This window comes from Bacillus sp. EE-W1, assembly GCF_009760835.1.
GTDB classification, from domain to species: Bacteria; Bacillota; Bacilli; order Bacillales; family Bacillaceae_G; genus Bacillus_A; species Bacillus_A wiedmannii.
Genome location: NZ_WIPE01000073.1, coordinates 51,803 through 58,801, shown reverse-complemented (window position 1 = coordinate 58,801; position 6,999 = coordinate 51,803). Strand labels below are relative to the sequence as shown.

Here is a 6,999-nt window from a genome sequence, read left to right as displayed (position 1 = left end):
CAACTATAGTGTAGTAAAAGAAGTAGCTACAAAAGTAAATTTATATGATACAAATGCAATTGATTTTGCACTTCTATCAGGTGAATTCGTTGATAAGTATAGAAACAATAAAGAAGAGTTTGGGACTTATTCACAAGTAAGTACTTACTTTATTCGTATGAACCAAAAACGTGGTGGACAAGATACACCATTAAAGAGTCAAAAATTACGTGAAGCAATTGCCTACTCTATTGATAAGAAAAATTTAGCAAATGTTATTTTAAATGATGGATCTAAACCTGCGGACTTCTTAGTGCCGAAAGGATTAGCAACTGGACCAGACGGTAAAGATTTCCAAGAAACATTTAAAAACGGTATTAAACCAGATGCGAAAAAAGCAGCTGCTGCATGGGAAGCAGCGAAAAAAGAACTTGGAAAAGATCAAGTTACAATTGAGCTATTAAACTATGATACTGGTAATGCGAAAAAAGTTGGAGAATATGTTAAAGATCAAATCGAGAAGAATTTAAAAGGTGTAACAGTTAATATTAAACTTCAGCCGTTCAAGCAAAAACTAAAATTAGAAACAGAGCAAGATTATGATATTTCATATGGCGGTTGGAATCCAGATTATGCGGATCCAATGACATTCTTAGATATGTTTGAGTCTAAGCATTCTCATAACCAAATGAGCTTCTCTGATCAGAAGTATGATGAAATGATTAAAAAAGCTGGCGGAGAATTAATGGGCGATGCGAAGAAACGTTGGGAAGAGCTAGGACAAGCTGAGAAATTGCTTCTTGAGAAAGATGTAGCAATTGTACCTTTATACCAACGTGGTGATGCATACGTTCAAAAACCAAATACAAAAGGCATCGTTCACCATAACATTAGCCCAGAGTATAGCTTCAAGTGGGCATATATGACTGAAAAAGATGGAAAATAATTTTTAAATAGTGGTTTTATCTTTAAGTGGATATATGCAAGTTTCTTATCTTATTCTTGCATTGAGAATCTCGCTGTCCACAATAGAAGGATAAAATAATAGAGCATTCCAAAGGTAGATTCTTTACTTTTGGAATGCTTTTTATTATGAGATTAAATGTAAAAAATAATGGATATAAGGTTTCTATTGTGAAAGGAATAATTTTTAGAATATTTTAAAAATAACTTTACAAAACCAGAAAAAATAGTAGAATATTAATTAATAAGAATTTTCTGATAACTAATTATTAGGAAATTACTCAAATCTAGTTTCGTACATATAATTGGGGAGGGTACAAAAATGAAGAAAAAGATGAAAAAGTTCACGGCGGTTGTAGCGCCAGTTTTAGCGATGAGTATGGCGTTGACAGCGTGTTCTGGATCAGGTGGGGAGAAGAAAACAACTACGACGTCTAATGGTGGTGGGGAAGAGAACAAATCCGAAATTAAATACGCAGCAAAACAAGTATTAAATCGTACAGAGAATCAAGAAATTCCGACGATGGATACTTCTAAATCTACTGATACGTTAGGGTCACAAATTTTAGGGAACACGATGGAAGGATTATATCGTTTGGATAAAGATAATAAGCCAATCCCAGCTGCTGCAGAATCTAGTACGAAAAGCGAGGATGGCAAAAAATATACATTTAAATTACGGAAAGATGCAAAATGGTCGAATGGTGATCCTGTAACAGCGAAAGATTTCGTATTTGCATGGCAGCGCTTACTCGATAAAAATACAGCGTCAGAATACGCATTTATTGCTTACTATATTAAAAACGCAGAAGCAATTAATAAGGGTGAAAAACCTCTAACAGATTTGGGGGCAAAAGCGGTAGATGATTATACACTAGAAGTAGAATTAGAAAAGCCAGTACCATATTTCTTGAATTTACTAGCATTCCCGTCATACTATCCGTTAAATGAAAAATTCGTAAAAGAAAAAGGCGATAAGTACGGTTTAGAAGCAGATACAACTGTGTATAACGGGCCGTTCGTGATGTCTTCATGGAAACATGAACAAGGATGGCAGCTAAAGAAAAATGATAAGTATTGGGATAAGAAGACTGTGAAATTAGAAGAAATTAACTATAGTGTAGTAAAAGAAGTTGCGACGAAAGTAAACTTATATGATACAGGATCAATTGATTTTACATTACTATCAGGAGAATTTGTAGATAAATATAAATCGAACAAAGATGAGTACGGTGAGTATTCAGAAGCAAGTACATTCTTCTTACGTTTAAATCAAAAGCGTAACGGACAAGATACACCGTTAAAGAGCAAAAAGCTTCGTGAAGCAATCGCATTATCGGTTGATAAAAAAGGGCTGGCAAACGTTATTTTAAATAATGGTTCAAAAGCAACGGATCAATTGGTTCCAAAAGGGCTGGCGACAGGACCAGACGGTAAAGATTTCCAAGATACATTTAAAAATGGTCTGAAATATGATCCGAAAAAAGGTGCAGCAGCATGGGAAGCAGCGAAAAAAGAACTTGGAAAAGATCAAGTTACAATTGAATTACTAAGTTATGATGATGGAACTGCGAAAAAGATTGCTGATTATGTAAAAGATCAAATTGAGAAAAATTTAAAAGGTGTAACGATTAATACAAAAATTCAGCCGTTCAAACAAAAACTAAAATTAGAGACTGCACAAGATTATGAAATTTCTTATGCAGGTTGGAGTCCAGACTATGCGGATCCAATGACATTTATTGATATGTTTGAATCGAAGAGCCCATATAACCAAATGAGTTATTCAAATACAAAATACGACGAAATGGTACAAAAATCAGGGAATGAATTAATGAGTGATGCGAAGAAACGTTGGGAGACGTTAGGGAAAGCAGAAAAATTATTCCTTGAAGAAGATGCAGGGTTAGTTCCTTTATATCAAACAGGAAGAGCGTATGTAATGAAACCGAATGTAAAAGGAATTGTGAAACATAACATTAGTCCAGAATATAGCTTTAAGTGGGCTTATGTAACGGAAGGGAAATAGGAAAAAAGAGCGTTAAAAAAATATATTATTTATTTTTTTAACGCTCTTTTACTATTCAATTAAATTTAAATAAATAGAGAAGAATAAGAAAAGTGGTACTTACATATAGTAGATGGGGGAGAATTCGTATAGTAGTAATAGATTGTTATTGATTTAAATAAATTAATTATTATGAATATTCTTTAAAAATACTTTACAAATCGCGAAAAATTAGTAGAATGATAATTAGTAATAATTTTCTGATAATTTAAATTTGAAATCTCTCAAAGTTAGTTTCGTACATATAAATTGGGGAGGGTACAAGAATGAAGAAAAAGATGAAAAAGTTTACGGCGGTTGTAGTGCCAGTTTTAGCGATGAGTATGGCGTTAACAGCGTGTTCTGGATCTTCTGGTGGGGAGAAGAAAACGACAACGACATCTAATAATGGTGGAGAAGAGAAGAAATCTGATATTAAATATGCGGCAAAGCAAGTGTTAAATCGTACAGAAACGAATGAAATTCCGACGATGGACACTTCAAAAAGTACGGATACACTTGGGGCACAAATTTTAGGGAATACAATGGAAGGTTTATATCGCCTTGATAAAGATAATAAGCCAATCCCTGCTGTGGCAGAATCTAGCACAAAAAGCGAGGATGGTAAAAAATATACATTTAAATTACGGAAAGATGCAAAATGGTCGAATGGTGATCCTGTAACAGCGAAAGATTTCGTATTTGCATGGCAACGTCTAGTAGATCCAAAAACAGCTGCTGAGTATGCATTTATTGCTTACTATCTTAAAAATGCAGAAACAATTAATCAAGGAAAAGCAGAAGTAGCTACATTAGGTGTAAAAGCGGTAGATGATCATACGCTTGAAGTTGAACTAGAAAGACCAGTACCATATTTCTTGAATTTAATGGCATTTGCGTCATACTATCCATTAAATGAAAAATTCGTAAAAGAAAAAGGAAATAAATTCGGTTTAGAGTCTGATACAACAGTATATAACGGACCTTTTGTTCTTACTGATTGGAAGCATGAGCAAGGTTGGAAATTGAAGAAAAATGAGCAGTATTGGGATAAAAAGACTGTAAAACTAGATGAAATTAACTATAGTGTAGTAAAAGAACCAGCTACTAGAGTGAATTTATATGATACAGGTGCAATTGATTTCGCAATTTTATCAGGAGAATTTGTTGATAAGTATAGAAATAATAAAGAGGAATTTGGAGCATATTCAGAAACAAGTACGTTTTACTTGCGTCTAAATCAAAAGCGTGGTGGGCAAGATACACCGTTAAAGAGCAAAAAGCTACGTGAAGCAATCGCATTATCCATTGATAAGAAAGCTTTAACGAATGTTATTTTAAATGATGGTTCAAAACCAGTGGATTATTTAGTACCAAAAGGTTTAGCGAGTGGACCAGACGGTAAAGATTTCGCAGAAACGTTCAAGAATGGTTTAAAACAAGATTCTAAAAAGGCAGCAGCAGCATGGGAAGAAGCGAAAAAAGAGCTTGGAAAAGATCAAGTAACAATTGAATTGTTAAATTATGATACTGGTAATGCGAAAAAAGTTGGGGAGTATGTAAAAGATCAAGTTGAAAAGAATTTAAAAGGCGTGACAGTAAATATTAAATTGCAACCATTTAAGCAAAAACTAAAATTAGAATCAGACCAAGATTATGATTTTTCATATGGTGGCTGGAATCCAGATTATGCGGATCCAATGACGTACCTTGATATGTTTGAAACGAAAAATTCTCAAAACCAGATGAGCTACTCAAATTCAAAATATGATGATATTATTACTAAAGGTAAGACAGAATGGATGGCTGATGCAAAAAAACGTTGGACAGAGCTAGGGAAGGCAGAGAAATTGTTACTTGAGGAAGATGTAGCACTTGTACCTTTATATCAAAGTGCTAAATCATATGTTATGAAATCGAATGTAAAGGGAATTGTGAAACATAATATTAGTCCGGAATATAGTTTCAAATGGGCGTATGTAGAAGAGAAATAAAAAAGAGAAGAGCATTTTCAAGTTGCGGTATAGCACTTGGAAATGCTTTTTTTATGTGCACGATTTATTGATGGGTGAATATATGTATTATAGAAAATTTAAAGGAGAATTTTATGAAACGAAATACTTACATCGATTTCCTGGCTTATTATGGAATAGGGAGTGCTCATCCTGGTGGTTTTACGTTAACAAAACAATTGTTAGCACAATTACCTTTTAAATATAGAGCGAATGTCCTTGAGATAGGCTGCGGTACGGGGAAAACAGCGGCGTATATGACAAAAGAATGTGGTTATAAAGTAACGGCGGTTGAAAAGAATGAGATTATGATTCAAAAGGCGAAAGATAGATGGTCGTTTGAAGGAATAGATATTCAATTAATTGAAGGAAATGTAGAGCAATTACCATGTTTGCATGACTCATTTGAGTTCGTACTCGGAGAGTCAATACTCGCTTTTACAGAGAAAGAAAAGGTTATTTCGGAATGCTATCGTGTACTACAGAAAGACGGTAAGCTTGTTGTTATTGAAATGATTATTGATAGGCACATTGATAAGGATGAGGAAGAAAAAATTGCCCAACTATACGGGATGAAAGAACTGTTAACTGAGAGTGAGTGGGTACAATTATTTCAGAAAGCAAACTTTAAAAGAATTACAATTGCTGGTGGTGGTACAATTGCAGAAACGATCTCGAGCTATATAGAAGAGCCAGAATGGAATGTATCCTCGCATATTCCAAATGAATTGTATGAGGCATGGGTACAGCATGAAAATGTACGACTTATGTACCAACATATTTTAGGACATCGTATTTTTATATGTGAAAAGTAAAGAAAGAGAGTTGACTAAAGCTAGTCAACTCTTTACTATGTTAAATGAAAAATAATGCAGCTAATGTAATTCCGAAGATGAAACCAAATCCGAGTTCAACGCCCCAGCCGCCGCCGCCCCAGCCACCACAACTACCGCAACCACGACCGCCACATCCACAGCCGCTGAATCCACCACCACAACCAAATCCGCAACTATCACATCTGCTAAGGCCCCCACAAAGGTCACAGCCACCGTTTGCATATGCGTCATAGTATCCAAATCCTGTATCAAAAGATGAGCGCTGTTGCACTGGTTCAATCCATACAGAGCTGTTTGTCACATCAATTATTTTGCCTAAATGAATGCGACCATCACGATCTTCAATTCGAACGACTTTACCGAAATAACGTTGGCACGTATCGTAACATTTTTGTCTATGCATGTTCTTTCCTCCTTCCCCATTACAGTAATACGATATGTAATGGGGACAAGTGCGGCTTGTACGAATGTCCTATCTATCATAATTGTTATAGGAAAGGGGAAATATAGGAGAAGGATATATAAGGAGGAAAAGGCAATGAAATCTACAGATCAGTTTCAGACATACGAAGTACCGTGGGAAGAGTTTATTGAAGCTTTGCGAGAGGAAATGAAGAAGCAAGTTGGGGCAGATATTATTGATACAGTAGTTTGCAATTTAAAAGATGGTTTTGAAGTGTATACATATGTGCAGGGGGATTTGGAGTTTGAATACAAGGAAGCACTTGAAAGAAAATACGGAAGCGATGCAAAAACTCCTAATGTGCTAACGATTATGTTATTAGCTAGTATTTATAGTACAAGTGAAGAGAATTTACGCTTGCATGCGGATAATAAAGAAAATCCGGTTGTTGAAGTGTATGTGAAGCAATAAAACACGCTGTGAAGGCGTGTTTTTTATTTGTCCCGCATTAACGGGCAGTAAGGCCCCCACTGATTCAAGTTTCACTTTATATGATAAAATGTTAGAAAATTAAGAAATATGGTGATGGTTTGAAAATTAAACATCTTAATTTAACAGTTTCAGATGTAGCAGCTACTAGAGAGTTTTTAGAAAAATATTTCGGTTTAACTTGTAGCGGAGCAAGGGGAAATGGCTTTGCGGTTATGCGTGATAATGATGAGTTTATCCTTTTCGGCAAGAAGACTCCATCTGATTTGT

7 protein-coding genes are annotated in these 6,999 nt (G+C 35.0%); 6 read left to right on the top strand and 1 reads right to left on the bottom strand.

All coding sequences use genetic code 11. The features are described 5' to 3' along the window. The 4 genes from GFJ36_RS29830 to GFJ36_RS18700 all read left to right on the top strand — a co-directional run. Window positions 1-925 (top strand): ABC transporter substrate-binding protein (locus GFJ36_RS29830; RefSeq protein WP_242016022.1); only part of this gene is annotated, 925 nt, incomplete at its 5' end. Window positions 926-1,264: 339 nt separating this feature from the next. Next, window positions 1,265-2,971, top strand: coding sequence for a peptide ABC transporter substrate-binding protein (locus tag GFJ36_RS18710; RefSeq protein ID WP_097889905.1), 1,707 nt, complete (start codon window positions 1,265-1,267; stop codon window positions 2,969-2,971). A 305-nt stretch (window positions 2,972-3,276) separates the two neighbouring features. Further along, on the top strand, window positions 3,277-4,983 hold the full coding sequence (locus GFJ36_RS18705; protein ID WP_088608901.1) for a peptide ABC transporter substrate-binding protein: 1,707 nt from the start codon (window positions 3,277-3,279) through the stop codon (window positions 4,981-4,983). Window positions 4,984-5,096: 113 nt separating this feature from the next. Further along, window positions 5,097-5,816, top strand: coding sequence for a class I SAM-dependent methyltransferase (locus tag GFJ36_RS18700; protein WP_157349709.1), 720 nt, complete (start codon window positions 5,097-5,099; stop codon window positions 5,814-5,816). Window positions 5,817-5,856: 40 nt separating this feature from the next. Here GFJ36_RS18700 and GFJ36_RS18695 read toward each other — a convergent pair whose 3' ends face one another. Next, entirely contained in the window at window positions 5,857-6,240 is a 384-nt protein-coding gene (locus GFJ36_RS18695; RefSeq protein ID WP_048544012.1) for a hypothetical protein, read from the bottom strand. A 135-nt stretch (window positions 6,241-6,375) separates the two neighbouring features. Between GFJ36_RS18695 and GFJ36_RS18690 the strand changes: the two genes are divergently transcribed. Further along, entirely contained in the window at window positions 6,376-6,711 is a 336-nt protein-coding gene (locus GFJ36_RS18690) for a hypothetical protein (protein ID WP_097889941.1), read from the top strand. Window positions 6,712-6,830: 119 nt separating this feature from the next. Next, a partial coding sequence (locus tag GFJ36_RS18685) for a VOC family protein (RefSeq protein WP_194956674.1) occupies window positions 6,831-6,999 on the top strand: 169 nt, incomplete at its 3' end.